At 70.8% G+C, this 24,790-nt stretch carries 23 protein-coding genes; 7 read left to right on the top strand and 16 right to left on the bottom strand.

Features of this window, described 5'->3' with window-relative positions; genetic code table 11:
- Positions 1-40: 40 nt before the first annotated feature.
- From otsB to ACNYC2_RS01275, 3 genes are all read left to right on the top strand, one after another.
- Complete coding sequence (gene otsB, locus ACNYC2_RS01285; protein WP_419705318.1) at positions 41-2,416, top strand: trehalose-phosphatase; 2,376 nt, start codon at positions 41-43, stop codon at positions 2,414-2,416.
- A 163-nt stretch (positions 2,417-2,579) separates the two neighbouring features.
- Positions 2,580-3,695 (top strand): ABC transporter ATP-binding protein, encoded by a 1,116-nt coding sequence (locus ACNYC2_RS01280; protein WP_419705317.1) that lies wholly within the window; start codon positions 2,580-2,582, stop codon positions 3,693-3,695.
- A gap of 137 nt (positions 3,696-3,832) precedes the next feature.
- Positions 3,833-5,083: a DUF4032 domain-containing protein gene (locus tag ACNYC2_RS01275; protein WP_419705316.1), complete on the top strand. Its 1,251-nt coding sequence runs from the start codon at positions 3,833-3,835 to the stop codon at positions 5,081-5,083.
- Positions 5,084-5,104: 21 nt separating this feature from the next.
- On the opposite strand, the gene rlmB is transcribed toward ACNYC2_RS01275, so the two are convergent.
- From rlmB to ACNYC2_RS01250, 5 genes are all read right to left on the bottom strand, one after another.
- The gene (rlmB, locus tag ACNYC2_RS01270) at positions 5,105-6,088 is read right to left on the bottom strand and encodes a 23S rRNA (guanosine(2251)-2'-O)-methyltransferase RlmB (protein ID WP_419705315.1); all 984 of its coding nucleotides are present in this window, start codon (positions 6,086-6,088) and stop codon (positions 5,105-5,107) included.
- 95 nt (positions 6,089-6,183) lie between these two features.
- Complete coding sequence (cysS, locus tag ACNYC2_RS01265) at positions 6,184-7,614, bottom strand: cysteine--tRNA ligase (protein ID WP_419705314.1); 1,431 nt, start codon at positions 7,612-7,614, stop codon at positions 6,184-6,186.
- On the bottom strand, positions 7,611-8,093 hold the full coding sequence (locus ACNYC2_RS01260) for an SRPBCC family protein (RefSeq protein WP_419705313.1): 483 nt from the start codon (positions 8,091-8,093) through the stop codon (positions 7,611-7,613). The genes cysS and ACNYC2_RS01260 overlap by 4 nt, the downstream gene beginning before the upstream one ends.
- Before the next feature lie 9 nt (positions 8,094-8,102).
- The gene (locus ACNYC2_RS01255; RefSeq protein ID WP_419705312.1) at positions 8,103-9,389 is read right to left on the bottom strand and encodes a low temperature requirement protein A; all 1,287 of its coding nucleotides are present in this window, start codon (positions 9,387-9,389) and stop codon (positions 8,103-8,105) included.
- A gap of 44 nt (positions 9,390-9,433) precedes the next feature.
- Positions 9,434-10,645: an amino acid deaminase/aldolase gene (locus ACNYC2_RS01250; protein ID WP_419705311.1), complete on the bottom strand. Its 1,212-nt coding sequence runs from the start codon at positions 10,643-10,645 to the stop codon at positions 9,434-9,436.
- A 77-nt stretch (positions 10,646-10,722) separates the two neighbouring features.
- On the opposite strand from ACNYC2_RS01250, the gene ACNYC2_RS01245 reads away from it, so the two are divergent.
- Positions 10,723-12,057: a D-arabinono-1,4-lactone oxidase gene (locus ACNYC2_RS01245; protein WP_419705310.1), complete on the top strand. Its 1,335-nt coding sequence runs from the start codon at positions 10,723-10,725 to the stop codon at positions 12,055-12,057.
- A 17-nt stretch (positions 12,058-12,074) separates the two neighbouring features.
- Here ACNYC2_RS01245 and ACNYC2_RS01240 read toward each other — a convergent pair whose 3' ends face one another.
- The 4 genes from ACNYC2_RS01240 to ACNYC2_RS01225 all read right to left on the bottom strand — a co-directional run bounded on the left by ACNYC2_RS01240 (position 12,075) and on the right by ACNYC2_RS01225 (position 14,541).
- Positions 12,075-12,701, bottom strand: coding sequence for a TetR/AcrR family transcriptional regulator (locus ACNYC2_RS01240; RefSeq protein ID WP_419705309.1), 627 nt, complete (start codon positions 12,699-12,701; stop codon positions 12,075-12,077).
- A complete protein-coding gene (ispF, locus tag ACNYC2_RS01235) occupies positions 12,698-13,246 on the bottom strand; it encodes a 2-C-methyl-D-erythritol 2,4-cyclodiphosphate synthase (RefSeq protein ID WP_419705308.1) in 549 nt (182 codons plus the stop codon). Before ispF ends, ACNYC2_RS01240 begins: the two co-directional genes overlap by 4 nt.
- On the bottom strand, positions 13,243-13,959 hold the full coding sequence (gene ispD / locus ACNYC2_RS01230) for a 2-C-methyl-D-erythritol 4-phosphate cytidylyltransferase (RefSeq protein WP_419705307.1): 717 nt from the start codon (positions 13,957-13,959) through the stop codon (positions 13,243-13,245). Before ispD ends, ispF begins: the two co-directional genes overlap by 4 nt.
- 99 nt (positions 13,960-14,058) lie before the next feature.
- Positions 14,059-14,541, bottom strand: a complete 483-nt coding sequence (locus tag ACNYC2_RS01225; protein ID WP_116677014.1) for a CarD family transcriptional regulator — start codon at positions 14,539-14,541, stop codon at positions 14,059-14,061.
- A 304-nt stretch (positions 14,542-14,845) separates the two neighbouring features.
- Here ACNYC2_RS01225 and ACNYC2_RS01220 point away from each other — a divergent pair, with 304 nt between their 5' ends.
- Positions 14,846-15,403: a hypothetical protein gene (locus ACNYC2_RS01220; RefSeq protein WP_419705306.1), complete on the top strand. Its 558-nt coding sequence runs from the start codon at positions 14,846-14,848 to the stop codon at positions 15,401-15,403.
- A 136-nt stretch (positions 15,404-15,539) separates the two neighbouring features.
- Here ACNYC2_RS01220 and pstB read toward each other — a convergent pair whose 3' ends face one another.
- The 7 genes from pstB to ACNYC2_RS01185 form a co-directional block, all read right to left on the bottom strand.
- Positions 15,540-16,319 carry a phosphate ABC transporter ATP-binding protein PstB gene (gene pstB / locus ACNYC2_RS01215; protein ID WP_419705305.1) on the bottom strand — a complete coding sequence of 260 codons (780 nt, stop codon included), beginning with the start codon at positions 16,317-16,319 and terminating at the stop codon, positions 15,540-15,542.
- Positions 16,320-16,377: 58 nt separating this feature from the next.
- Positions 16,378-17,337, bottom strand: a complete 960-nt coding sequence (gene pstA, locus ACNYC2_RS01210; protein WP_419705304.1) for a phosphate ABC transporter permease PstA — start codon at positions 17,335-17,337, stop codon at positions 16,378-16,380.
- Positions 17,337-18,338 carry a phosphate ABC transporter permease subunit PstC gene (gene pstC, locus ACNYC2_RS01205; protein ID WP_419705303.1) on the bottom strand — a complete coding sequence of 334 codons (1,002 nt, stop codon included), beginning with the start codon at positions 18,336-18,338 and terminating at the stop codon, positions 17,337-17,339. The genes pstA and pstC overlap by 1 nt, the downstream gene beginning before the upstream one ends.
- Positions 18,339-18,461: 123 nt before the next feature.
- Positions 18,462-19,571 (bottom strand): phosphate ABC transporter substrate-binding protein PstS, encoded by a 1,110-nt coding sequence (pstS, locus tag ACNYC2_RS01200; protein WP_419705302.1) that lies wholly within the window; start codon positions 19,569-19,571, stop codon positions 18,462-18,464.
- A 170-nt stretch (positions 19,572-19,741) separates the two neighbouring features.
- On the bottom strand, positions 19,742-20,875 hold the full coding sequence (gene pstS, locus ACNYC2_RS01195; RefSeq protein WP_419705301.1) for a phosphate ABC transporter substrate-binding protein PstS: 1,134 nt from the start codon (positions 20,873-20,875) through the stop codon (positions 19,742-19,744).
- A 117-nt stretch (positions 20,876-20,992) separates the two neighbouring features.
- Entirely contained in the window at positions 20,993-21,691 is a 699-nt protein-coding gene (locus ACNYC2_RS01190; RefSeq protein ID WP_419705300.1) for a response regulator transcription factor, read from the bottom strand.
- On the bottom strand, positions 21,688-22,953 hold the full coding sequence (locus tag ACNYC2_RS01185) for a sensor histidine kinase (protein ID WP_419705299.1): 1,266 nt from the start codon (positions 22,951-22,953) through the stop codon (positions 21,688-21,690). Before ACNYC2_RS01185 ends, ACNYC2_RS01190 begins: the two co-directional genes overlap by 4 nt.
- Before the next feature lie 276 nt (positions 22,954-23,229).
- Between ACNYC2_RS01185 and phoU the strand changes: the two genes are divergently transcribed.
- Together phoU and ACNYC2_RS01175 are read left to right on the top strand one after the other, a co-directional pair.
- Positions 23,230-23,877, top strand: a complete 648-nt coding sequence (gene phoU / locus ACNYC2_RS01180; protein ID WP_419705298.1) for a phosphate signaling complex protein PhoU — start codon at positions 23,230-23,232, stop codon at positions 23,875-23,877.
- A gap of 95 nt (positions 23,878-23,972) precedes the next feature.
- Positions 23,973-24,713: a phosphoglyceromutase gene (locus tag ACNYC2_RS01175; RefSeq protein ID WP_377140273.1), complete on the top strand. Its 741-nt coding sequence runs from the start codon at positions 23,973-23,975 to the stop codon at positions 24,711-24,713.
- Positions 24,714-24,790: the final 77 nt, after the last annotated feature.

The following is a 24,790-nucleotide window of genomic DNA, read 5'->3' as shown; positions in this document are numbered from 1 at the left end:
GCCGCTCGTTACCCTGAGCAGGCAAGAGGCGCCGCTACTCTTGGCACTGGACAGCGAGACTCTTCTACAACTAAGGAGCAGTACATTGCCGGGTAAAGACGGGTACGATCTGGTCGTCGTCGCGAACCGACTTCCAGTTGACTTCTCGGTCGGCCCAGACGGCGATCTCACCTGGCAGAGGTCTCCTGGTGGCCTCGTCACCGCGCTGGAACCCGTGATGCAGGACGCCGACGGCGCCTGGGTCGGCTGGTCGGGCGCCCCCGACCTCGCGCACGAGCCGTTCGAGGCGGACGGCATGCTGCTGGTCCCGGTGACGCTGACCGCGGTCGAGATCGAGCGCTACTACGAGGGCTTCTCCAACGGCACGCTCTGGCCGCTGTACCACGACGTCATCGAACGCCCCGACTACCACCGCCAGTGGTGGGACGCGTACCGCCGGGTCAACCAGCGCTTCGCCGACGCCGCCGCCGAGCAGGCGGCCGAGGGCGGCGTCGTGTGGGTGCACGACTACCAGCTCCAGCTCGTCCCCCGCATGCTGCGCGACCTGCGCCCCGACCTCCGCATCGGGTTCTTCGACCACATCCCGTTCCCGCCGGTCGAGCTGTTCGCGCAGCTCCCGTGGCGCCGGCAGATCATCGACGGCCTGCTGGGAGCCGACCTCGTCGGGTTCCAGCGCACCGGCGACGCCGCGAACTTCGTGCGGTCCGCACGCCGCCTCACCGGCTACACCACGCGCGGCCCGGTCATCACGATCCCGGACGCCGACGGGCGCCCCGGCCGGCACGTGCGCGCGTCGTCGTTCCCCATCTCGATCGACTCCCACCGGTTCGACACCCTGGCCCGCACGCCCGAGGTGCAGGCGCGCGCCAAGGAGATCAAGGCCGACCTCGGCAATCCCGAGACGCTGATGCTCGGCGTCGACCGCCTCGACTACACCAAGGGCATCCGGCACCGCATCAAGGCGTACGGCGAGCTGCTCGACGACGGCCGCCTCGACGTCGAGCACGCCACGCTCGTGCAGGTGGCGAGCCCGAGCCGCGAGAACGTCGGCGCCTACCAGGAGCTCCGCGAGCACGTCGAGGTCCTGGTGGGCCGGATCAACGGCGAGTACGGCGAGCTGGGGCACTCCGCCATCCACTACCTGCACCACTCCTACCCGCCGGAGGAGATGGCGGCGCTCTACCTGGCAGCGGACGTGTTGCTCGTGACGTCGCTGCGCGACGGCATGAACCTGGTCGCCAAGGAGTACATCGCAGCCCGCTCCGACGAGCGCGGCGCCCTGGTGCTGAGCGAGTTCACCGGCGCGGCCGACGAGCTCTCCCCCGGCCCGCTGCTGGTCAACCCGCACGACATCGACGGCATGAAGGACATCATCGTCGCCGCCGCGACCATGGACCCGAAGGAACAGCGGCGGCGCATGCGCCGCCTGCGCCGCAAGGTCCTGTCCGACGACGTCGCGAAGTGGTCGGAGACCTTCCTCGGCGTGCTCACCGCCGTGCCGCCCCGGCCGCTCACGGTGGACCCGCGCTCCGCGGAGCCGCGCCACCACAACCTCAGCGACGCGCTGACGGCGTTCACCACCGTGCCCGACGGCGCACCCGTGCGCGGCCGGCTCGCCCGCATGGGCAACGGGAACGGACGGCGCAGGAAGCCGACCACCGGCTGGCTGCTCGCGTGCGACTTCGACGGGACCCTCGCGCCTCTGGTCGACGACCCGAAGGCGTCCACCATGACGCACGCCGCGCGCGCCGCCATCGAGCAGCTGCACGCGCTCGCCCAGGACGCCCCGGTGCGCCTGGCCTTCATCTCGGGTCGGGACCTGTCCGACCTCGCGGAGCGGACCGTCGCCCCCGACGGCACGTTCCTGGTCGGCAGCCACGGCGCGGAGGCCGGCCGGGCCACCGCCACCGGCGTCGAGCAGGTGCCGTTCCACCTGAGCACCGTCCAGTCCGGGCAGCTCGACGCGCTGGTCGCGGGGTTCGAGTCGGCGGTCTCGGGCCGGGAGGGCGCGTGGGTGCAGGTCAAGCCCGCCGCCGCCGTCGTGCACACGCGCCTGGCGAGCGTGGACGACACCACCGCCATCACCGTGGCCGCCGAGGAGGTGGCGGCCAACCTGGGCCTGCCCCCGATGCACGGCAAGGACGTGGTGGAGGTGTCGGTGGTGCCGACCAGCAAGGGCGAGGCCCTGCGCCGGCTGCGGGGCACCGTCGCGGCCGAGCTCGGGGTCGAGAAGGTGCGCGTCCTGTACGCGGGCGACGACACCACCGACGAGCACGCCTTCGGCGCGCTCGAGTCCGGCGACCTGTCGATCAAGGTGGGCACCGGCGACACGCTCGCCTCGCACCGCGTCCCGGACCCGGACGCACTGGCCGCCGTCCTCGCCGACCTCTCGCGCACGCTGCGCGCCGATGGGTGAGTCGGAGGGCTGACCCGATCGTGACCTGGTCGATACCGCGGCCTTGACGAACCGGGGTACGATCGCGCTGCAAGTGTCACAGCCGACACGTGAGTGGAAGCAACGACACCCGACCACAACGGATCGTCCGGCACGTACCTGCCGGTGGAGGGATGTACTAGTCATGGCTACGGTCACTTTCGATCACGCGACTCGCGTCTACCCGGGCACTGAGCGCCCGGCTGTGGACCAGCTGAACCTGGAGATCGAGGACGGCGAGTTCCTCGTCCTCGTCGGCCCGTCCGGCTGCGGTAAGTCCACCTCGCTGCGGATGCTCGCAGGCCTCGAGGACGTCAACGGCGGGCACATCTTCATCGGTGACCGCGACGTCACCGACGTGCAGCCCAAGGACCGCGACATCGCGATGGTCTTCCAGAACTACGCGCTGTACCCCCACATGTCGGTGGCGGACAACATGGGCTTCGCCCTGAAGATCGCGGGCACGCCCAAGGCGGAGATCCGCCAGCGCGTCGAGGAAGCCGCAAAGATCCTCGACCTCACCGAGTACCTGGACCGCAAGCCGAAGGCCCTCTCGGGTGGCCAGCGTCAGCGTGTCGCCATGGGCCGCGCCATCGTGCGTCAGCCCCAGGTGTTCCTCATGGACGAGCCGCTGTCGAACCTCGACGCCAAGCTCCGTGTCCAGACCCGTACGCAGATCGCGTCGCTGCAGCGTCGCCTGGGCGTCACCACGGTCTACGTGACCCACGACCAGACCGAGGCGCTCACCATGGGTGACCGCATCGCCGTCCTGAACCACGGTGTCCTCCAGCAGGTCGGTACGCCGCGCGAGATGTACGACCGCCCGAACAACGTGTTCGTCGCCGGCTTCATCGGCTCGCCCGCCATGAACATCGGCACGTTCGACGTCAAGGACGGCGTCGTCAAGGTCGGCTCCGCCGACGTCCCGCTCGAGCGTTCCATCGCGAGCGAGCTCACCGAGGCCGACGGCGGCAAGGTGACCCTGGGCTTCCGGCCCGAGGCCCTCGACGTCGTCTCGGTCGGCACCCCCGGCTCGTTCGACGTCGAGGTCAACCTCGTCGAGGAGCTCGGCTCGGACGCGTTCGTCTACGGCACCCTCAAGGGCGACACGGAGCTGAACCTCACCGCCGGTGAGACCAACCAGCTCATCGTGCGCATCGACCCGCGCAGCGTCCCCGACAAGGGCGACGTCATCGCCGTCGCGATCGAGGCCGGCCACTCGCACATCTTCTCCGCGAACACGGGTGAGCGTCTCGGCTGATCCTCAGCCACCGTCGCCGAGGTAGAACCGTGGCGAAGTAGAACCACAGCGAAGTAGAACGTCAGCGCGAGCCGGCGTTCTACCTCGCCACGGTTCTACTTCGCCACAGTTCTACCTCGGCGTTTCCGTCAGTCAGAATGGTGCCCATGCCCCAGCAGAACCTCCAGATCACCGCGGTCGCACCCGACCCCGCTCTGCTGGATCTCCCGTGGGACGTGCCCCTGGTCGACTGGCCGGAGGACGTCCTCGCCGCGCTGCCCCAGGGCATCTCGCGGCACATCGTCCGCTTCGTCAACCACGAGGGCCGGGTGCTCGCGATCAAGGAGATCGGCGAGACCGTCGCCTACCGTGAGTACGAGCTGCTGCGCCAGCTGCACCGCATCGAGGTGCCCTCGGTGGTCCCGGTCGGCGTCATCACCGGCCGCAGGGCGCCCGACGGCGAGCGGCTCGAGGCGGTGCTCGTCACCGAGCACCTCCAGTTCTCCCTGCCGTACCGCGCGCTGTTCAGCCAGGACCTGCGCCCCGACACCGCCACGCGCCTCATCGACGCCCTCGCGGTGCTCCTGGTGCGGCTCCACCTCGTGGGCTTCTACTGGGGCGACGTGTCGCTCTCGAACACCCTGTTCCGGCGCGACGCCGAGACGTTCGCGGCCTACCTCGTCGATGCAGAGACCGGCGACATCCACCGCACGCTGACCGACGGCCAGCGCAACTACGACGTCGACCTGGCACGCACCAACATCATCGGCGAGCTCATGGACCTCTCGGCGGGCGAGCTGCTCGACGAGGACGTCGACGAGGTGGCCATCGGTGACGCCCTCGTCGAGCGCTACCAGGAGCTGTGGAACGCCCTCACCGGCTCCGAGGCCTTCGACTCCGGCGACCGCTGGCGCGTCGCCGCGCGCATCGAGCGGCTCAACGACCTCGGCTTCGACGTGGGCGAGCTCGAGATCACCACCGACATCGACGGCACCAAGGTCCGCATCCAGCCCAAGGTGGTCGACGCCGGGCACCACTCCCGCCGTCTGCTCCGCCTCACCGGGCTGGACGTGCAGGAGAACCAGGCCCGGCGCATGCTCAACGACCTCGACAGCTACCGCGCGGCGACGGACCGGCAGAACGACCAGGAGCAGATCGTGGCGCACGCCTGGGTCCGCCAGGTCTTCCGCCCGACCATCGACGCCATCCCGCGCGAGATGCGCCGCAAGCTGGAGCCGGCGCAGCTCTTCCACGAGATCCTCGACCACCGCTGGTTCATCTCGCAGCAGGCGCAGCGGGACATCCCGCTGCCCGAGGCCGCGGAGTCGTACGTGGAGAACGTGCTCCGGCACCGCCCGGACGAGGACGCCCTGCTCGGCCTGCCGCCGGGCGAGGCCGAGCAGGAGTAGCGACCCGGCCGGGCCGTGGTACTAGCTGGCCGGCGTCGACCGCTGCTTCGCGACCTCGTACAGGGTGATCCCCGCCGCGACCGCCGCGTTCAGCGACTCGGTGGTCGTGGCGATCGGGATGGAAACGATCGCGTCGCACGCCTCGCGCACCAGGCGGGACAGCCCCTTGCCCTCCGAGCCGATGACCAGCACCAGCGGGTCGGTGGCGTAGGCGAGCTCGCCCACCTGCATGTCGCCCCCGGCGTCGAGCCCGACCACGAAGCAGCCGGACTTCTTCAGCTCGGCGAGCTCGCGGGCCAGGTTCGTCGCACGCGCGACGGGGACACGGGCCGCCGCGCCCGCCGAGACCTTCCAGGCCGACGCCGTCACGCCCGCGGCGCGCCGCTCCGGGACCAGCACGCCGTGCGCGCCGAACGCGCCGGCGGACCGCAGCACCGCGCCGAGGTTGCGCGGGTCCGTGATGTTGTCCAGCGCCACGATGAGCGGCGGCTCGCCGGCCTCCGCCGCGGCGTCGAGCAGGTCCTCGGCGTCCTTGTAGTCGTACGGCGGCACCTTCATGGCCACGCCCTGGTGCACCGCGCCCTCGGTGATCTTGTCGAGGTCGAGCCGCGAGGCCTCGAACATCGGGAGGCTGCGCGCGTGCGCGATCTCCAGGATCTCCTGGGTGCGGTCGTCCGCGTCCAGGTGGGTGGCCAGGTAGATGCCCTCGACGGGCATCTCGGCGCGCAGCGCCTCCAGCACCGCGTTGCGGCCGGTGACGACCTCGGTCGCCCCGGCGGCCTTGCGGCCCGCGGTGCGGCCGCCCGGCCGCCGTCCGGCCGCCGCCGCGCGCCGCTCGGCCGCCAGCTTGCGCTCGTGCGCCGGGTGGTAGGTACGGTCCTCCGCCTTGGGCGTCGGCCCCTTGCCCTGCAGCGCCTTGCGGCTGTGACCGCCGGTGCCTACCTGGGCGCCCTTCTTGGAGCCTGCCTTGCGTACCGCACCGGCGCGCTTCGAGTTTCCTGCCATGGTGTGTCTCGTCTCTCAGCCGGTGGTCGAGCTTGTCGCGACCACCGCGGGTTCGGTAGTGGTGGTCATGACAAGCTCGACCACCAGGGAAAAGATCAGGACAGCGTCCAGCGGGCGCCGTCGGCGGAGTCCTGTACCTCGATGCCGGCGGCCGCGAGGCGGTCCCGGATCGCGTCGGAAGTGGCCCAGTCCTTGGCCTCGCGCGCTTCGGCGCGGGCCTTGAGCTCCGCCGTGACGAGCCCGTCGAGCGCCTTGGCGTACCGGTCGTCGGTGGACGTCGCCGCCCACTGCGGGTCCGCCGGGTCGAGCCCCAGTACGTCGAGCATCGCACGCAACGTCACCAGCTCGGTACGCACCGCGGCATCGGCCCCGGACGCGAGCGCCGTGTTCCCGGCCCGCAGGTGCTCGTGCACGACGGCGAGCGCCTGCGGCACGTTCAGGTCGTCGTCCATCGCGGCGGCGAACGCCTCGGGGACGTCGGCCTTGGCGACCTCCTCGGCCGGGACGTCGCCGACCCGCTCCGAGGCGCGCGCCACGAAGCCCGACAGGCGCTCCCACGTGGTGCGCGCCTCGTCGAGCGTGTCGGGCGCCCACTCGAGCATCGACCGGTACTGCACGGCGGCCAGCGCGTAGCGCACGACGGGCGCGGGTGCCTCGTTCAGCAGCTCGCTGACGAGGAGGCCGTTGCCCAGGGACTTGGACATCTTCACGCCGGACTGCGTGACCCACGCGACGTGCATCCAGCGGTTCGCGAAGCCGTAGCCCGCCGCCCGGGACTGCGCCTGCTCGTTCTCGTGGTGCGGGAACCGCAGGTCGAGGCCGCCGCCGTGGATGTCGAACGTGTCGCCCAGGTAGCGGCGGGCCATCGCCGAGCACTCCAGGTGCCAGCCGGGGCGCCCGCGCCCGTACGGGGTGTCCCACGACGCCGACTCGGGCTCGCCGGGCTTGGGGGCCTTCCACAGCGCGAAGTCGTGCGGGTTCTTCTTGGCGTCGCTCGCCGTGCCCGTCGTGGGTTCGCCGCCCTCCTCGGGGCTGAGGTCCTCGACCTTCTGCCGCGTGAGCCCCCCGTAGGCGGGCCAGGAGTGGACGTCGAACCAGACGTTGCCCTCGCCGGTGCTGTAGGCGTGGCCCTTCTCGACCAGGCGTTCCATGAGCGCGACCATCTCCGGCACGCTGCCGGTGGCGCGCGGCTCGTAGGTGGGCGGGAGGACGCCGAGCGCGTCGTACGCCTGCGTGAACACGCGCTCGTACAGCGCGGCGTGCGCCCACCACTCGCGGCCGGCGGCGGCCGACTTGGCCAGCACCTTGTCGTCGATGTCGGTGACGTTCCGGATCAGGGTGACCGTCAGGCCCCGCCGCGTGAGCCAGCGTCGCAGCACGTCGAACGCGACGGCCGGGCGCAGATGGCCGACATGCGGGGGTGCCTGCACCGTGGCGCCACACAGGTAGATGCCGACCTCGCCCGGGGTGATGGGGTTGAGGTCGCGCACCTCGCGCGTAGCGGTGTCAAACAGGCGGATGGTCACCTGTCAAGGGTACCGGCGCTTGCGCTCCCCGCCTCGACAACTGCCCTGGCCCGTTCCAGGGTCTGGCGCATCCCGCGCACGTTGACCCGACGGCGGTGCCAGCCGGCCAGCGCCCAGTACACGCGGGCGACGCCGCGCTGCTCCAGCTCGAACGACTCGGTGACGTCGCACCCGCCGTCCGCGGGCACCAGCTGGTAGCGCCAGTTGTTCAGCCGCTTTCCGCCCATGTACACGGTGAAGCCGAAGTCCCGGCCGGGTTCGCAGTGGGTCACCTTGCACTGCGACCAGTACACGGGGCCCACCCCGTTGCGCCGGACATGGCCCCGGAAGTGCGCCCCCACGGCGGGGCCGGTGGACCCGTCGGTCCACTCCGCCTCGAACGTCTCCGGGCTCAGCTCACCCACCCGGGTGACGTCGCTGAGCAGGTCCCAGACCACAGCCGGGTCCGCCTTCATGTGCACCGTCACTGCTGCTCGCATCCCAGCAGGCTACTGCCTCGGAGTCAGTAGCTCGTCTCCCGGCCCGGGCTCGCTCTCGAGCAGACGGGCCACGTGCCGGTGGCCCCGCACCTCGTAGCCGACGATCGTCACGACCGGCGCGAGCGCCACCAGGAGCAGCGACCAGGCCATGTGGAAACCGGCCGCGGCCGTAGCCACGGATGCGGCGAGCACCACGACGGTCCCGGTGACCAGGAGCAGGTGCAGCCCGTCGAACGACCGGGTCAGCACCCAGAACAGCGTGTAGTCGGCCAGCACGGCCACGAGCACCGGCACGGCGACGGCCAGCACGGTCCCGACGGCGCCGATGTGGGCGTCGCCCTTCAGGTAGTACGCCGCCACGTGCAGCCCGGCGCCCACGCCCGCGAGTCCCGCGAAGACCAGGATGTTCCCGTAGCCCCAGATGTACGACCGCTCCCGGTGCCGGTGCAGCATCTCGGCGTCCGGCGTGAGGTAGTACGTCCACCAGAGCCCGAACGTGATGCCCATACCAGCGAGCGCCACGAGAGCGGCGTCGAGCGTCCAGCCGGACTCCCCCGTGACGGCGGACAGGGTCGCGACCGTGCCGATCACGCCCTCGCCGAGGGTGATGATGGCCAGCAGCCCGTACCGCTCGGCCATGTGGTGGGCGTGCCACGGGGTGCTCCGCGCACCGGGGCGGTCGGCGCGGAACCGCTCCGACAGGTAGGGACCCGTCATCTCCGCGACGCCCAGCAGCGCACCGCACACGAAGAAGACCGCCACGCTCACGGGCGCGACGGCGAGGACGATCCACCCGATCTGCGTGACGACGAGCGTCCCCACGTACCCCATGCAGGTCGCCCGGTACTCGGGCGCCTGCCTGGCCGCGCGCAGCCACTGCACGAGCATGGCCAGGCGCATCACGATGTAGCCGGCGACCATCACCTCGTTGTCCACCCGGTCGCCGGCGACTACGGAATGAAACATGTCCGGCAGGCCGAGCGCCAGCACCACGACGCCGATCATCTGCACCATCGTGGTGACGCGGTAGAACCAGTCGTCGGTGTCGAAGGCCGAGGCGAACCAGGTGAAGTTGATCCACGCCCAGCAGATGGCGAACATCGAGAACGCGAACCCGATCACGCCGGCGGCGGCGTGCCCGTCCGCGACCAGGTGGGCGGCCTGCTCCGCGGCCACGCCGAACCCGACGACGAACGCCAGGTCGAACAGCAGCTCCAGCGGGGTCGCGGTGCGCGCAGGCTCGTGGGGGTCGCGGCCCGTCATGAGGCGGCGGTGGTGGTGATGTGTCACGGGCATGGCCCTGTTCTACCCGATTTCTACCCGACGGGCCGCCGCACGCCCTACCCGAAGTTCTTCTGCTCGCCCCGGTAGGTCGGCACCGTCTCCACGACCTCGTCGCCCCGGACGAGGTGCACCTGGTCGAACCGCTCCATCATCTCGCCCGCCTTGGCGTGCCGGAGCCAGACGCGGTCGCCGATGCGCAGCCCCGCGCCGGACGCCCCACGGGTCGCCCGCAGCGGCGTCTGCACCTCGCCGACGCCCTCGGGACCGTTCAGGGCGTAGCCAGGCGTGAACAGGCGGGGCACCCGCGCCGCTCCCGCCTTGCCGGACGCCACGTACCCGCCAGCGAACGCGGTCACCCAGCCGGGTGCGGGCTCGCGTACGACGTCGAGCCCGAAGAACGACGCCGGACGAGGCCGGAACGAGCGGTAGCCGTCGAACAGGCCGGGCGTGTACAGGCCGGAGCCCGCGGTGACCTCGGTGACGCCGGGCGCACTGCCGCTCACCTCTATCGACCCGGTACCGCCCGCGTTGACCAGCTCGACCTCCTGCCCGACGGCGTCGCGCACCGCCGCGAGGATTCGCACCCGGCGGTCGTTCACCTCGCGCATCGTCAGGTGCTTGACCAGCCGGACGGCGGGGCTCGTGTCGGGCAGGCCGGCCACCTGGGCCTCGTAGAACATGAGGCCGCGCACGGCCAGCCCTCTCGCCTGGGCCACCGTCGCGAGGGCGGCGACGTCGCCCGGCTCGCGCAGCGGCGACCGCCGCGTGCCGAGGTGGGCGGTCAGCGCCCCGGCGCCGACCCGCAGCGAGCAGTCGACGTCCAGGCACACCTGGAGGGGGTGGGCACTCGCCGGGCCGCTCGCGCCGGCGGCCTGGTCGGCGTCCGCGATCAGGCCGAGATGGACGACGTCGTCGACCATCAGGGTGATCTCCGCGCGGGCCGTGGCGTCTGTCGCGAGGGCGGCCAGCGACTCCTTGTCCACGGTCGGATAGCCGACCAGCACGTCGCGCACACCCTCGCTGACCAGCCACAACGCCTCGCGTACCGAGTACGCCATGACGCCCGCGAACCCGTGCCCGGCGGCACGCGCGACCAGCGAGCGCACGCGCACGGACTTCGACGCGACGCGGACCGGCACGCCGTCGGCGCGCTTGAGGAGGTCGAGCGCGTTGGCGTCGAACGCGTCCAGGTCGACGACGGCGAGGGGGGCGGGCAGCCCGGACGTGGCGGCGGTCAGCCGCGCGACGGTGTCTGCTGCGGAGCTCATGTCCGAACGCTACTCCCCGGCCCCACCCTGCGACAGAGGTCTAGTTAACGGGCACGGCGCCGTGGGATAGTGCATCCGTGATCTGGACGAACTGGGCACGCAACGTCAGCGTGACGCCCGCGCGGCAGGAGCAGCCGGCCTCGGAGGACGAGCTGTCCGACGCCGTGCGCCGTGCCGTCAAGGACGGCCACACCGTCCGGGTGGTCGGCGGTGGACACTCCTTCACCCCGGCCGCGGCCACCGAGGGCGTACAGCTCAGCCTGGATCGCCTCAACGCCTTGCACCGCGTGGAGCGTGACCCGGACACCGGGCACGCCCTCGTGACGGTGGGGGCGGGCATGCGCCTGCACCAGCTCAACCAGGTCCTCGCCGAGCGCGGCCTCGCGATGCAGAACCTCGGCGACATCGACAGGCAGTCGATCGCCGGCGCCATCTCCACGGGCACGCACGGCACCGGCGCCAAGTTCGGCGGGCTCGCCACGCGCGTCCGCGCCCTGACGGTCGTGGGACCCGACGGCGAGGTCACGCACGCCTCGCCCACCGAGCAGCACGACCTGTTCGAGGCCTCGCGGCTCGGCCTCGGCGCCACCGGCGTACTCAGCACCGTGACGATCGAGGCGGTCCCCGCCTTCGACCTGCACGCCGTCGAGGAGCCCTGGCCGCTGGACCGCGTCCTGGAGGGCGTGCACGACCTGGTCGCCGACCACGACCACTTCGAGTTCTACTGGTTCCCCACCACGCGCCGGGCGCTCACCCTGCGCAATACGCGCGTCGACGCGGGCACGAGCGCCGGCTCAGGCGTCGCCCACCGCGCACGCAAGGCCGCGGGGGCGGCCCGCTCCTTCCTCGACGAGGAGGTGCTGTCCAACGGGCTCTTCGAGGCGGTGAACCGGGTCGCGACGGCGCTGCCCGCGTCGACGCCCACCCTGAACGCCGTCGCGGCCCGCGCCCTGAGCGCCCGCCGGTACACGGCGCCGTCGCACGAGGTGTTCTGCACCAACCGGCGGGTGCGGTTCCGCGAGATGGAGTACGCGGTGCCGCGCGACGCCGTCGTCGGGGTGCTGGGAGAGATCGACGCCTGGCAGCGGTCCACCGGTGAGAACGTCCCGTTCCCGATCGAGGTGCGTTTCGCACCCGCCGACGACGTGTGGCTCTCCACCGCGTACGGCCGCGAGACCGCGTACGTGGCCGTCCACCAGTACTGGCGCCTGCCGTACGCGCGGTACTTCGACGCCGCCGAGCAGATCCTCACCGCGGCGGGCGGGCGACCCCACTGGGGCAAGCTGCACACCCGCGACGCCGAGTACCTCGAGGGCCAGTACCGGCGGCTCCCGGACTTCCGCCGGGTCCGCGATGCCGCGGACCCCGAGGGCGTGTTCGCGAACCCGTACACCCAGCGGGTCTTCGGCTGAGGCTCTTCGCCTGAGCCTCAGAGCTCCTGGGCGAGCTCCAGCTCGTCCGCGGGCTCCATGTCACCCCAGACGGCGGCCGCGAGGTCCGCGAACCCCCCACGCGCTGCCTCGTCGTCCTGGTCCACCATCCACGCGAGCTCGATGCCGTCGATGCGGAGCGCCGTCATCCGCGCCAGCGCCCCGATATCCGTGCGGAACCTGACGTTCGCGACGTCGGCGAGCCGCTGCAGGTACTCGCGCGTCATCGCGATGCTCTGCTTCAGGTGGGCCTGCGCCACCTCGCGCAGCACCGGGGTACGCGCGCCCGAGACCGCGAACTCGAAGGTCAGCAGCCGCATCTCCTGGTGCTGCTTGAGGCCGCCCAGCATCGCGTCGACGGTGGCCTCGAGCAGGGCCGTCCGGTCCGGACCCGCGTCGAGCGCCGCCAGCACCTGCTCCGACGCACGCATCGCGATGGCGCGGCCCATGGCGCGCAGCATCGCGTCCTTGTCGTCGAAGCAGTAGTGCACGGTACCCAGCGAGATCCCGGCCTCCTGCGCCACGCGGCGCACGGTCACCGACTCGACACCCTCGCGCATCGCCACGCTCAGGCCCGCCTCGACGATCTCGGCGCGCCGCTCGTCGAGCGGCTTCCGCTTGTTCATGCCGCGCTCCCGGACTCGGGCACGACGAGCGCCGTCGCGATCGCCGCGACGCCCTCACCGCGGCCGGTCAGGCCGAGCGCATCGGTGGTGGTCGCGGTGAGGGACACGGGCGCGCCGGCGGCGGCGGACAGCGCCGCCTGTGCCTCGTCGCGCCGGGTGCCGACCCGCGGATGGTTTCCGATCACCTGAACTGCCACGTTACCGATCATGTACCCAGCAGCCCGAACGCGCCTCGCGGCTTCGGCGAGCAGGGTGGTCCCGGACGCGCCCGCCCACTCGGGACGGCCGGTCCCGAAGTGCGAGCCGAGGTCTCCCAGGGTGGCCGCGGAGAACAGTGCGTCCGCTGCCGCGTGCGCCGCGACGTCGGCGTCGGAGTGGCCCGCCAGGCCGCGCTCCCCCGGCCAGTGCAGGCCCCCGAGCCACATCTCACGGTCCGAGCCGTCCGGCGCGAACGCGTGCACGTCGACCCCGATGCCCGTGCGCGGCAGGAGGTACACGGCCGGAGCCGGTCGCGCGGGCTCCGGGGTGCTGGACGGGTCGGTCATGCGATGGTCTCCTGCAGCACGAGGGACGCGAGCCACAAGTCGCGTTCGGTGGTGATCTTGAAGGCTGCCGCGTCGCCGGGGACTATGTGGACCGGCTCGCCGAGAGCCTCGACGAGGCCCGCGTCGTCAGTGGCGGCGAGGTGTTCCGCGGCGGCACGCTCTGCACCCGTGTGGTGCGCGCGCACGAGCAGGTCGCGGGCGAACCCCTGGGGTGTCTGCACGGCCCGCAGCATCGAGCGGTCGGGCGTGCCCGTGACCAGCTCAGCGGAGCCGTCGGGACGCACCTGCTTCACCGTGTCGGTGACCGGCAGTCCGGGGACGACGGCGCCGTGACCGCTGCGTACGGCGCTCACGACCCGCTGGACGAGCTCTGGCGGGACCAGCGGACGCGCGGCGTCGTGCACCAGCACCACGTCGTCCTCAGGACGCGCGAGAGCGAGGCCCGCGGCGACGGACGCCTGCCGGGTGGGCCCGCCGTCGGTCACCCGGACGGGGATCCCCACGTGCGGGTCGCCTGCCATGAGATCGGCCATGACGCCGACCAGGCCGTCAGGCGCGGTCACCACTATCGAGTCCACGACGCCCGACGCCGCGAGGCGTCGCGCGGCGTGCAGCACCAGTGGAAAGCCGTCCAGCTCCACCAGAGCCTTCGGCAGGTCGCGCCCTAGACGGGATCCCGAACCAGCGGCCGTCAGGATTGCAAGGGTCGTCATCTGGTCGGGGTCCCCACAGGATCATGATTGAAGCGAAGGATCCCGTGGGGCGCGAGCACCGGGTCCTGACAGTGACGTCAGACGGATCCTGTGGGTAAGTCAGGAAGCGAGAACCTCGTCGAGGATCGCTTCCGCCTTCTCCTCTTCGGTGTGCTCGGCCAGAGCGAGCTCGGACACGAGGATCTGGCGAGCCTTGGCGAGCATTCGCTTCTCACCTGCGGAAAGACCGCGGTCGGCGTCTCGGCGGGACAGGTCGCGAACGACCTCGGCCACCTTGATGACATCGCCGGACGCAAGCTTCTCGAGGTTCGCCTTGTACCGGCGCGACCAGTTGGTGGGCTCTTCGGTGTACGGCGCACGCAGCACCTCGAACACGCGGTCGAGGCCCTCCTGGCCGACGACGTCGCGCACGCCAACCAGGTCGACGTTCTCCGCCGGGACCTCGATGGTGAGGTCGCCCTGAGCGACCTTGAGCTTGAGGTACATCTTCTCTTCGCCGCGAATCTTGCGGACCTTGATCTCTTCGATCAGCGCCGCGCCATGGTGCGGGTAGACAACCGTCTCGCCTACTGTGAACGTCATCTGCAGATGTCCCCTTTCCCTGAAACCAGGTTACCACGGCGTAATCAGGAGAACTTGCGCCCTTGGGGTTGTCCTGGAGTCATTCCGATAGGCGTTTCCGCAGGTCAGAGCGCTGCGGCGGGTGAATGTTCGGACGCTTACCACCTGGTCCGGCACTATCGGATCGTTCCGGAGACGTGACCCTCGCCACGCCCTGACCGGGCATTTCGCCTGTGGTCGCGATGCGCGGGCATACCCCGAGGCCCACTAGGATATGGCGGGGATCCGCCCCCGCCCGAACCAGACGAACATCAGGGAGTTCACCGTGTCCCGTCGCGCCACCGCCGCTCGAGGCGCCCGCACCATCGCCCTCGCAGCGGTCTCCGCAACGGGAGCCCTGCTCCTCGCGGCCTGCGCCCCGACCACCACGGACCTGAACTACGACCCGTCCGACGGCGTCGGTATCTCCGTGCTCGGCGAGGAGAACAGGGACCTGCGCGGCATCAACCTCATGGTCGTGTCGGCCGCCGAGGGCGAGGCAGGCAACGTCCTCGGCGCGCTCGCCAACGAGACGGCGGACGACGCGTCGTTCACCCTCGAGGCTCCTGGCGCCGCTCCCGTCACCGTGGACGTCCCGGCCGGCGGCACCGTCTACCTGGGCACGGAGACCGGCGAGGCGGTCCAGCTCGACACCGTGGGCGCGGCGCCCGGCGAGTACGTCGACGCGACGCTCACCGTCGGCGGCGACTCCAAGGAGTTCCAGCTCCCGGTGTTCGACGGCACGCTGCCGGAGTACGCCGACTACCTGCCGGTGGCTGCCATGCCGTCGCCGTCGGGTTCGCCGTCCGCCTCGCCGTCGCCGTCCGCCTCCCCCACGGAGTGACCACGCCGCCGAGATAGAACCTTGGCGAGATAGAACTCTGGCGAGGTAGAACCGCAGCTGCGGTTCCGCCTCGCCAGAGTTCTATCTCGCCAGAGTTCTACTTCGCCAGGGTTCTACCTCGGCGAAGGGGTGAGCGTCACCCGAAGCGGCCCGAGACGTAGTCCTCGGTGGCCTTCTCGGCGGGCGACGAGAAGATCGCCGCGGTGTCGTTCATCTCGATGAGGCGGCCGGGCTTGCCGGTGCCCGCGATGTTGAAGAACGCCGTCCGGTCGCTCACGCGCGCGGCCTGCTGCATGTTGTGCGTGACGATGACGATCGTGTAGTCCTTCTTGAGCTCCTGGATGAGGTCCTCGATCGCCAGGGTGGAGATCGGGTCCAGGGCCGAGCACGGCTCGTCCATCAGGATCACCTGCGGCCGCACCGCGATGGCGCGGGCGATGCAGAGGCGCTGCTGCTGGCCGCCCGAGAGGCCCGAGCCCGGCCGCTCCAGGCGGTCCTTGACCTCGTTCCAGAGGTTGGCGCCCCGCAGCGACTTCTCGACCAGGTCGTCCGCCTCGGGCTTCGCCATCTTGCGGTTGTTCAGCTTCACGCCCGCCAGCACGTTGTCGCGGATGGACATCGTCGGGAACGGGTTGGGGCGCTGGAACACCATGCCGACGGTGCGGCGCACGGCCACGGGGTCGACGTCGTCGCCGTAGAGGTCGACGCCCTCGAGCTCGACTGAACCCTCGACGCGCCCGCCCGGGGTCACCTCGTGCATCCGGTTCAGGGTGCGCAGGAACGTCGTCTTCCCGCAGCCGGACGGACCGATGAAGGCCGTGACGGACTTCGGGTCGATCGTCATGGAGACGTCCTGCACGGCGAGGAAGTCGCCGTAGTAGATGTTCAGGTCCTTCACGTCGATGCGCTGTGCCATCGGATCATTCCTTCGTGTGAGCTGCGGCTGAGCCGGACTGCAGGTGGCGGTCTGCGCGTCAGCGCAGCTTCGGGGAGAACCATCGGGTCACGAGGCGCCCGATCAGGTTCAGGATCATGACGATCAGGATGAGCAGCAGTGCCGCGGCCCAGGCCCGGTCGAAGTTGATGTCGATCAGACAGTCGAGCGCGTTCTCCTGACACGGCACGGGGCCCTGCCGGTACTGGCTGAAGATGTAGACAGGCAGCGTCATCATGCGTCCGTCGAACGGGTTGAAGTTGATCGAGTCGGAGACGCCGGCCGTGATGAGGATCGGCGCCGTCTCGCCGATCACGCGGGCGACGGCGAGCAGCACACCCGTCGTCAGGCCTGCGACGGAGGTGCGGAGCACCACCCTGATGATCGTGAGCCACTTCGGCACACCCAAAGCGTAGGACGCCTCGCGCAGCTCGTTCGGGACGAGCTTGAGCATCTCCTCGCACGAGCGCACCACGACCGGGATCATCAGCACGCTCAGCGCGACCGAGGCGATGATGCCGAGCTTCGCGCCCGGCCCCAGGAAGATGCTGAACAGCGCGAAGGCGAAGAGGCCGGCCACGATCGACGGGATACCCGTCATGACGTCCACGAAGAACGTCGTGGCCCGGGCCAGCGCGCCGCGTCCGTACTCGACGAGGTAGATGGCCACGAGCAGGCCGAGCGGCACCGAGATGATCGTGGCGCCCAGCGTGATCATCAGGGTGCCGATCGCGGCGTGGTAGGCGCCGCCCATGTCCATGCCGCCGAAGACGCCGCGCATGGAGGTGAACAGGAAGTCGCTGTTGAACCGCTCGGCGCCGCGGAGCGCGACGGTCCACAGCAGCGACACGAGCGGGATGACCGCCAGTGCGAACGCGCCGTAGATCAGCACGGTCATGACGGTGTCGGTGCGCCTGCGCCCACCGTCAGCCGTGGTCAGCAGGGCGCGCGTCCGCTCGACGGCGTCGGAGGTCCCCGCGGTCGGAGTCGTGGCGCTCATCAGTTGGCTCCCGAGAATTCCTTGCGGCGCGCGACGATCGCGCGAGCGGCCATGTTGACGATCATGGTGATGACGAACAGCGACAGGCCGGTCGCGATCAGCGTGTTCACCGCGAGGCCGCTGGCCTCGGCGAACCGTGACGCGATGTACGCGGCGATGGTCTGCTGCTGGCCGGAGTCGAAGATCTGGAACGAGTAGAGCAGGCCCGGCGACAGGATCATGAGCACCGCCATGGTCTCGCCGAGGGCCCTGCCGAGGCCGAGCATCGCGGCGGAGATGACACCGGAGCGCCCGAAGGGGAGCACCGCGGTGCGGACCATCTCCCAGCGGGTGGCGCCCAGGGCGAGCGCCGCCTCCTCGTGCAGCTTGGGGGTCTGCAGGAAGACCTCGCGGGAGACCGCGGTGATGATCGGCAGGATCATCACGGCGAGCACCACCGACGCGGTGGCCAGCGAGCGGCCTGTGTTGGTCACGTTCACGGTCCAGAACGGCAGGAAGTCGAGCACACCGCCGAGCCAGACCCAGAAGACGCTGATGACCGGGGCCAGCGTGCTGCCACCCCACAGGCCGAACACCACGGACGGGATGGCCGCGAGCAGGTCGATCACGTAGCCGATCACCGACGCGGCGCGCCGAGGCGCGTAGTGCGAGATGAACAGCGCGATGCCGATCGCCACCGGCGTGGCGAGGAGCAGTGCCATGGCCGCGGCGAGCAGCGTGCCGAAGACGAGCGGGCCCACGAGGTCCCACAGCGAGTCCATGCCCGCCGGCAGGCCGCCGTTCGTCGTGAGCTCCTCGGGTGATGCCGTGAGCGCCGGCAGGCCGCGCACGATCAGGAACACTGCGACGGCCGCCAGGACCACCAGCAGGAAAGCGCCCGCACCCGTGGAGATCCAGCGGAACACCCGGCTGAATCCCCGCTCGGTGTCGGTACGGCGCCGCCTGGTGATCGGCTTCGCCCGGCCGGGTGAAGTCTCAGGCGGGCTGTCGGTCGTGGTCACAAGAGCTCCTCGATGCTCATCGCTCGGTGTGGGGGTTGTGGCTGACACGGCTGTGCCGGTGGCCGGACCTGCCGGCGCTCGTCGCGCCGTCGGCCCGGCCACCGGCCGGAGTCAGAAGCTCGGTCAGCCGACCGTGATCGAGTCGATCGCGGCAGCGACCTGCTCGGCCGTCTGTGCGGAGATCGGCGAGCTGCCCGCGGCGGATGCCGCGGCCTGCTGGCCCTCGTCCGACGCCTGGTAGGCGAGGAACGCCTTGACGAAGTTACCGGTGGCCTCGTCCGAGTAGTTGGTGCAGGCGATGGCGTACGACACCAGCACGAGCGGGTAGGTGGCCGGGTCGGTCAGCGTACGGTCGACCTCGATCGCGAAGTCGTGGTCGGCACGGCCCTCGACGCGCGGGGAGGCGTCGACGACGGCGGCAGCACCCTCGGGCGAGTGTGCCACCCACTCCTCGCCGACCTTGATGGCGGCGGTGCCCAGCGTGCCGACCTTGGAGGCGTCCGCGTAGGTGACGGCGCCCTCGGTCTCGGTCACGACGCCGACGACGCCGGACGTGCCCTCGGCGGAGTCGCCGCCCTCGAGCGGCCAGACACCGTCGGGCTCGTCCGTCCAGGCCTCGGGGGCCGTCGCGGAGAGGTACTCGGTGAAGTTCTCGGTGGTGCCCGAGTCGTCGAGGCGGTGCACCGGCGTGACGGCCAGGTCAGGGAGGTCGGCGTCGGGGTTGTCGGCGGCGATCGCCTCGTCGTTCCACTTCTTGATCTCGCCCTTGAAGATGGCGGCGATGACCTCGGAGGAGAGGTTCAGCGAGTCGATCTCCGGGAGGTTGAAGGTCACGGCGATCGGGCTCACGTAGATCGGCAGGTCGATCGCGCCGTCGGGGCCGCACACCTCGACCGAGGAGGCGAGCTCCTCGTCGTCCAGTGCCGAGTCGGAACCGGCCCAGGCCACGCCACCGGCGAGGAACTGGTCACGGCCCGCGCCCGAACCGGCGGGGTCGTAGTTGATCGTCACGTCCGGGTTCGCGCCCTGGAAGCCGGCGACCCAGGCCTCCATCGCGGACTCCTGGGAGGACGCGCCGGCACCGGCGAAGTCGCCGGAGATGGCCTCGCCGCCGCCCTCGGTCTCGGGGGTCTCGCCACCGGTCGTCGGGTCAGATCCGCAGGCTGCGAGGCTCAGCGCGAGCGCGCCCACCATGACAGCGGAGCCAACGCGGGGGAATCGGCTGATCTTCACGTGTCGTTCCATCCTGTTCAAGTCGTACGCGCGGCGATCGCCGGCGCGTCAGTTGGGACGCTAGGCAGGTGGAGTGACCTGCTCACCAGATATAGGTAAACGGAGGGTGAACAAGGCCGCGTAGAGCGGGTGATCCGCAACACGCCCACCATGGCACGGCCTGGCATTCTTCACCCGTCGGTCCGCTGCTGGGTCAGATAGATGGCGTCCGCCGCCTCGGCGATCCACAGCTGGAGGTCGCTGGAGATGACCGCGCTGCCCGCGGCCGCCGCGGCCCGCTCCTGCCCCGCGGAGGACGCCACGTACTCGACGAACTCCTTGACGAAGGTTCCCTTGGCCCGGTCCTCGTACCGCGAGCAGACGACGAGGTACGAGACGAGCACCATCGGGTAGGCGAAGGGCTTGTCGATCTTCCGGTCGAGCACGAACGAGAGGTCGTGCTCGTAGCGGTTCTCGATCCGCGGCGAGACGTCGACGACGGCGGCCGCGGCGTCAGCGCTGTAGGGCACGTACTCCTTGCCCACCTTGATGGCGGCGCGCCCGAGGTCGGTGGTCGCCGAGGCGTCCGCGTAGGTGACGCTGCCCGGCGTGGACCGGACGGTCTCGGTGACGCCGCTCGTCCCCTCCGCCGCGAAGCCTCCGGTCAGCGGCCACAGGCCGTCCGGCTCGTGCGGCCACGCCCGCGGCGCGGTCTCGTGGAGGTAGTCGGTGAAGTTCTCGGTGGTGCCCGAGTCGTCGGACCGGTGCACGGGCGTGATGCCCAGCGCGGGCAGCTTCGCCTCGGGGTTGGCCTCGACGATCGCTGGGTCGTCCCAGCGCGTGATCTGGCCCGTGAAGATCCGTGCGATCACGTCGGACGACAGGTTCAGCTGGTCGATGCCGTCGAGGTTGAAGGCCACGGCGATGGGGCTGATGTAGACCGGCAGGTCGATGGCGTTCCCGCCGTCGCAGGCCGGGCCGGAGGCCGCCATCTCCTCGTCGCTGAGCGCGACGTCAGAGGCGCCGAACGACGTGTCACCCGTGAGGAAGGCCTCCCGGCCGTCGCCGGAGCCGGCCGGGTCGTAGCTGATCGCCGCCTCGGGGTGCTGCTCCCGGAAACCGGAGATCCACGCCTTCATCGCCGACTCCTGGGACGAGGCGCCCACCCCGTGGAACTCCCCTGAGACCACGGGCCCGGGCTCGGTGCTCGGCTCGCTCTCCGCCCCGGGACCCGGCAGCCCGACGGCCGCGCAGCCCGCCAGCGGCACGAGAAGTGCGCCTGCGGTGGCGGCAGCGACGAGACGGGTGTAGGGGGAGGTGCTCACGGATCGCGAAACTACTCAGGGACGCGGTCTCGCGAGCAAACGTCAGGTGAACGGAAGGTGACCAGACTCCCGATCACCCGGTGACGTGCGACACCGACGGCCGCACGCCCGTGCGGCTCACGCCTCGTCGTCGGCCAGCTTGTAGCCCAGGCCACGCACCGTGAGGAGGTGCTTGGGCGTACCCGGGTCGGGCTCGATCTTCGACCGGATGCGCTTCACGTGGACGTCGAGGGTCTTGGTGTCGCCCACGTAGTCGGCGCCCCAGACCCGGTCGATGAGCTGGCCACGGGTCAGCACCCGGCCCGCGTTCCGCATCAGCAGCTCGAGCAGGTCGAACTCCTTGAGCGGCAGGGCCACCAGCTCCCCGGACACGGTGACGGTGTGCCGCTCCACGTCCATCCGGACCGGCCCGACCTCGAGGACGCCGTCCTCGTCGTGGTCGGCCGAGTCGTTGGGCTGCCGGCGGCGGAGCACGGCCCGCACCCGGGCCAGGAGCTCGCGGTAGGAGTACGGCTTGGTCACGTAGTCGTCGGCGCCGAGCTCCAGGCCGACCACCTTGTCGATCTCCGAGTCCTTCGCCGTCAGCATGATCACCGGCACGTCACCGCGCGACCGCAGCTCCCGGCACACCTCGGTGCCGGACAGCCCGGGCAGCATCAGGTCGAGAAGCACCAGGTCCGCCCCCTCCGCGTCGTACGCGGCCAGCGCCGAGTGGCCGTCGGCGGCCTCGATCACCTCGAAGCCCTCGCGGGTCAGCTGGTACGTCAGCGGATCCCGGTACGACTCCTCGTCCTCGACCACCAGGATGCGCGTCACGCGCCTACCTCCTCGTTCTTGGCGGCCACGTCGTCCGTGGCCTTGTGCTGACCCTGCCGGCTCTGCTCGTCCTGCTGTTCCGCATCCTGTTCCGCGTCCTTGCGCGGGGCACCACGGTTCCCGGCGTCGGGCCGGTCCGCGGACGGGATGCGCAGGGTGAAGGTGGAGCCCCGACCGGGCTCCGACCACATCGTGACGTCGCCCCCGTGGTCGGCGGCGACGTGCTTGACGATACTCAACCCGAGTCCGGTGCCACCGGTGTCGCGTGAGCGCGCCGGATCCACGCGGTAGAAGCGTTCGAAGACCCGGTCCTGCGCGTCCTCGGCGATGCCGACGCCCTGGTCCACCACGGCGATCTCGACCAGGCCGGCCCGCTCGTTGACCCCCACGCCCACGCGGCTGGCGGGCCCGGAGTAGGCGACGGCGTTGTCCACGAGGTTGCGGACCGCGGTGACCAGGAGGTTGTGGTCGCCGTAGACCTCGGTGTCCAGGTCGCCGCCCATGGTGATGGCGATGTTCTTGGAGTGCGCGGTGGTGCGGGCCCGGTCGACGGCCTCCTCCACCACCTCGCGGATCGGGACGGGGGTCAGCTTCGGCATCGCGCCGGCGCCCTGCAGGCGCGACAGCTCGATGATCTCCTGCACCAGGGCGGACAGCCGGACCGCCTCGCGCTGCATCCGTTCGGTGAACCGGCGGACGGCGACCGGGTCGTCCGCGGCGTCGGCCACGGTCTCGGCCAGCAGCGCCAGCGCGCCCACCGGCGTCTTGAGCTCGTGGGACACGTTGACGACGAAGTCGCGGCGGATCGCCTCGACGCGGCGCGCCTCCGTGCGGTCCTCGGCGAGCACCAGCACCCGTTCGAGGCCCAGCGGAGCCACGCGCACCTGCAGGAGCACCGTGCCCTGGCCCACCGGGCCGCGGGGCAGCTCCAGCTCCTGCTCGCGGATCACGCCGTCACGCCGCACGAGGGCCACGAGATCGGTGATCGCTGGGTGCACCAGGGCGTCGTTGCGCACCACGCCCAGCGCGTAGGCGGGCGGCGACGCGCGGATGACCTCGTCCTCGCCGTCGAGCACGACGGCGGCGGAGCGCAGCACGGAGAGCACACGGACGAGACCAGCGTCGAGCTCGTCGGGTTCGGCCTGGGCAAGGGCGTGCTGCTGCCGCTCGGAGACGCGGAATGCCACTGTGGCAACCACGCCGACGATCACGCCGAAGATTCCGGCGGCCAGCACCGGTACCCCGGAGATGATTCCGTCCACGCCTCCAGGGTAGGTCGACGTTTCAACCGCAGGACGACGTCGGTGGGCGCTCGGACGATCGTGTCGCCTACTGTTCATGTCAGGGAGGAAGAGCGTTAACCTCCCGGTACATCGCGGCGCCGAACCTTGGCGGGTGCGGGCGGTAGCTGTGCCGTGCGCCGTTCGGGACTTGTCCGGACGGGCGGCCCGGCCGCGCGTCAGCCCTGCCCCGCCCTCCTCGGCGGCGCGACAGCGGACGCGTAACCGCCCGTGCGCCCCGAGTGCGAGAGGAAACCGATGCGACAGATCTTCGAAGCTGAGCTCCAGCAGGTCGGAGACGACCTGACCGAGATGAGCAGGCTCGTCGAGTCCGCCATCACCCGTGCCGGGACGGCGCTGTTGGAGGCCGACCTCCAGCTGGCACAGGAGGTGATCGCCTCCGACAAGACCATCGACGCCATCGAGGACTCCCTCGACGAGCGGTGCATCCACCTGCTCGCGCAGCAGGCGCCCGTCGCGACCGACCTGCGGGTGGTCGTGAGCGCCCTGCGGATGAGCGCCTCCCTGGAGCGGATGGGCGACCTCGCCCGGCACGTGGCCCAGGTGGCGCGCGGGCGCTACCCGGCGCAGGCGATCGTGCCGGAGGCGCGGGACACCTTCGCGAAGATGCACGAGGCCGCCGTCCGCGTGGCCCAGCGCACCACCAAGCTGCTCGCGACCCGCGACCTCACGGTGGCCGAGGCGCTCGAGCGGGACGACGACATCATCGACGCGCTGCACCAGGAGACGTTCAACCTGCTCCTGGCGCCCGAGTGGCAGGGCACCGTCCAGGAGTCGGTCGACGTGACCCTGGTCGGCCGCTACTACGAGCGGTTCGGCGACCACGGCGTGTCGGTCGCCCGCCGCGTGACGTTCCTCGTCACCGGCGACTTCCCGGAGGCGTAGGGCTCGCGCCCGCTCTGCCGTCGTACACGTTGTTGCCGCTTCCACGGTGTGGAGGCGGCAACAACTGTCTCCGCGCCGATGGCAGGATGGGAACCATGACCTACACCCTCGTGCTGCTCCGCCACGGCGAGAGCGAGTGGAACGCCAAGAACCTGTTCACCGGCTGGGTGGACGTCGCCCTCTCCGAGAAGGGCGTGGAGGAGGCCAAGCGCGGTGGCGCGCTCCTCAAGGAGGCCGGCGTGAACCCGGACATCCTGCACACCTCCCTGCTGCGCCGCGCGATCATGACGGCGAACCTGGCGCTCGACGTCGCCGACCGGCACTGGATCCCGGTCAAGCGCAGCTGGCGCCTCAACGAGCGCCACTACGGCGCGCTGCAGGGCAAGGACAAGAAGCAGACGCTCGCCGAGTTCGGCGAGGAGCAGTTCATGCTGTGGCGCCGCTCCTACGACGTGCCGCCGCCGGAGATCGAGCTGGGCTCCGAGTTCAGCCAGGACGCCGACCCGCGCTACGCCGACGCCCCCGTCATCCGCACGGAGGCCCTCAACCTCGTGCTCGAGCGCGCCCTGCCGTACTGGGAGAGCGAGATCGTGCCCGACCTGAAGGCCGGCAAGACGGTGCTGGTCGCCGCGCACGGCAACTCGCTGCGCGCGCTCGTGAAGCACCTCGACGGCGTCTCGGACGAGGCGATCGCCGGGCTGAACATCCCGACGGGTATCCCGCTGGTGTACGAGCTGGACGAGGAGACCCTCGCCCCGGTGAAGCCGGGTGGCACCTACCTGGACCCGGAGGCCGCGAAGGACGCGATCGCCGCGGTGGCCAACCAGGGCCGCTGACCTCGAGCACGCCTCTGGCGAGGAGGTCTCGACAAGTTCGACCACCGGTGGTCGAGCTTGTCGAGACCTCCTCGCCA

Origin of the sequence: Promicromonospora sp. NFX87, assembly GCF_048564965.1 — a bacterium.
GTDB lineage: Bacteria > Actinomycetota > Actinomycetes > Actinomycetales > Cellulomonadaceae > Promicromonospora.
The sequence above is the reverse complement of the archived record's forward strand: the minus strand, read 5'-3'. Positions and strand labels throughout refer to the sequence as shown.

Excerpts from the sequence above, each read along its gene's own strand:
- ACNYC2_RS01280 (WP_419705317.1), top strand. The coding sequence starts at position 2,580 with ATGGCTACGGTCACTTTCGATCACGCGACTCGCGTCTACCCGGGCACT.
- ACNYC2_RS01275 (WP_419705316.1), top strand. The coding sequence starts at position 3,833 with ATGGTGCCCATGCCCCAGCAGAACCTCCAGATCACCGCGGTCGCACCC.
- rlmB (WP_419705315.1), bottom strand. The coding sequence starts at position 6,088 with ATGGCAGGAAACTCGAAGCGCGCCGGTGCGGTACGCAAGGCAGGCTCC.
- ACNYC2_RS01260 (WP_419705313.1), bottom strand. The coding sequence starts at position 8,093 with ATGCGAGCAGCAGTGACGGTGCACATGAAGGCGGACCCGGCTGTGGTC.
- ACNYC2_RS01255 (WP_419705312.1), bottom strand. The coding sequence starts at position 9,389 with ATGCCCGTGACACATCACCACCACCGCCGCCTCATGACGGGCCGCGAC.
- ACNYC2_RS01250 (WP_419705311.1), bottom strand. The coding sequence starts at position 10,645 with ATGAGCTCCGCAGCAGACACCGTCGCGCGGCTGACCGCCGCCACGTCC.
- ACNYC2_RS01240 (WP_419705309.1), bottom strand. The coding sequence starts at position 12,701 with ATGAACAAGCGGAAGCCGCTCGACGAGCGGCGCGCCGAGATCGTCGAG.
- ispF (WP_419705308.1), bottom strand. The coding sequence starts at position 13,246 with ATGACCGACCCGTCCAGCACCCCGGAGCCCGCGCGACCGGCTCCGGCC.
- ispD (WP_419705307.1), bottom strand. The coding sequence starts at position 13,959 with ATGACGACCCTTGCAATCCTGACGGCCGCTGGTTCGGGATCCCGTCTA.
- ACNYC2_RS01225 (WP_116677014.1), bottom strand. The coding sequence starts at position 14,541 with ATGACGTTCACAGTAGGCGAGACGGTTGTCTACCCGCACCATGGCGCG.
- pstB (WP_419705305.1), bottom strand. The coding sequence starts at position 16,319 with ATGGCACAGCGCATCGACGTGAAGGACCTGAACATCTACTACGGCGAC.
- pstA (WP_419705304.1), bottom strand. The coding sequence starts at position 17,337 with ATGAGCGCCACGACTCCGACCGCGGGGACCTCCGACGCCGTCGAGCGG.
- phoU (WP_419705298.1), top strand. The coding sequence starts at position 23,230 with ATGCGACAGATCTTCGAAGCTGAGCTCCAGCAGGTCGGAGACGACCTG.
- ACNYC2_RS01175 (WP_377140273.1), top strand. The coding sequence starts at position 23,973 with ATGACCTACACCCTCGTGCTGCTCCGCCACGGCGAGAGCGAGTGGAAC.